Consider the following 1661-nt stretch of genomic DNA (forward strand, 5'->3'; position numbering starts at 1 on the left):
CTCCGGGAACACCACGGCCCCGCCCAGCCCAGCCGCCAGTAGCCGGTCGCGTTCGACCGCGTCCACCATGTCGACACCCGAGACGGGCCGGGCGGGATCCGCCAGCGCGTTGCGCAGGAAGGTGACGAAGTGCCGCATCAGCCGGTCGACGGTGGCGGAGTCGAAGAGGTCCGCCTCGTAGTACGCGATCCCCGTGAACGCGTCACCGGCCCGGGTGAGGGCCACGTTCAGATCGAACCGCGACTTGCCGTCGACCACCTCCACCCGCTCGGTCGTCAGACCGGGCAGCACCAGCTCGTCCGTCTCCTCGTCGCCCAGGGCGAACAGCACCTGGAACAGCGGATTGCGGCTCGGGTCCCGCTCCGGCCGGAGCTCCTCCAGCAGCGCCTCGAAGGGGAGTTCCTGGTGCTCGTAGGAGGCGAGCGTGTTCGCCCGGGTGGACGCCAGCAGGGCCTCGAAGGACGGGTCGTCGGCCAACTCGGTGCGGATCAGCAGGGTGTTGACGAAGTAACCGATCAGCCCGTCGAGTTCGGGACGCGTCCGGCCGGCGACCGGCGTGCCCAGGGTGACGTCCCGGGTGGCGGAGTGCCGGGCGAGAACCACGCTGAACGCGGCGGTCAGCGTCATGAACGGGGTCGCGTTGTGCTCCCGCGAGAAGCGATGGACCGCCGCCCCCAGCTCGCCGTCGATCGTGAAGGAGACCTGGGCGCCGTTCCCGGTTCGCACGGCCGGCCGGGGCCGGTCCGTGGGCAGTTCGTCGGCACTCGCGCCCGCCAGCCGCTCCCGCCAGTGGTCCAGCTGGTGCCGCAGCCGCTCCGGCGTCTGATGGACCCGGCTCCATGCCGCGTAGTCCCCGTACTGGACGGGCAGCGGCACCAGCTCCGGCTCCCGGCCGGCCGCCAGCGCCTCGTACGCCCGGGACAGTTCCGACCACAGCACCCGCATCGAGGTCCCGTCGATCGCGATGTGGTGGACCACCAGAACCAGCAGCGCGTCGTCCTCGGCCAGCCGCACCACGGCGACCCGGAAGACCGGACCGGCGGACAGGGAGAACGGCTCGCGCATCAGCTCACGGGCGAACTCGACGCCCGCCGCGTACCGTTCCCCGGCGCGGTGCCCGTCCGCGTCGTCCGCGTCGTTTGCGTTGTGCGCGTCGTGCACGTCGTGCACCAGGACCGGGACCGGGGCCGCCGGCAGCACCCGGGGGACGGGGGCGCCGTCCCGCTCGTCGAAGACCGTCCGCAGCACCTCGTGCCGGCCGACGACCACCGTGAGGCTCCGGGCCAGCACGTCGACGTCGAGAGCACCCCGGACCCTGATCACGGTGGACGTGTTGTAGCCCGGCATCATCTGTTCCAGGAGCCACATCCGCTCCTGCGAGTACGACGCCACGGGTGCGCGCCGGTCGGCCACCGGGATCGCCGCCGCCGTCGCGTCGGCGCGCTGGGCGGCGCGGGCGCCCTGGATCAGCGTCGTGACCAGCGCGCGCCGCGCTTCCTGCGATTCCGCCTGGGGAGTCCGGCTCCTGGTCATGAGCGGGTCCTCTCGGCGGTGGCGGACCCGGCCGGATCGCCGACCGCGTCCAGCAACAGGTTCTCCAGGGCGGTGGCCATGGTGTGGATGGTGGGGTTGTCGAAGACGAGGGCGAGCGGGACGTCGAC

At 72.4% G+C, this 1661-nt stretch carries 1 protein-coding gene; it reads right to left on the reverse strand.

Going from position 1 to position 1661, the window contains the following annotated elements; all coding sequences use genetic code 11:
- The coding region (locus LQ326_RS47080; protein ID WP_234545361.1) for a condensation domain-containing protein at window positions 1-1533 on the reverse strand (1533 nt) is incomplete at its 3' end.
- Between the last annotated feature and the right edge of the window lie 128 nt (window positions 1534-1661).

It is taken from the genome of Streptomyces shenzhenensis, from assembly GCF_021462265.1.
Lineage (GTDB): Bacteria > Actinomycetota > Actinomycetes > Streptomycetales > Streptomycetaceae > Streptomyces > Streptomyces shenzhenensis.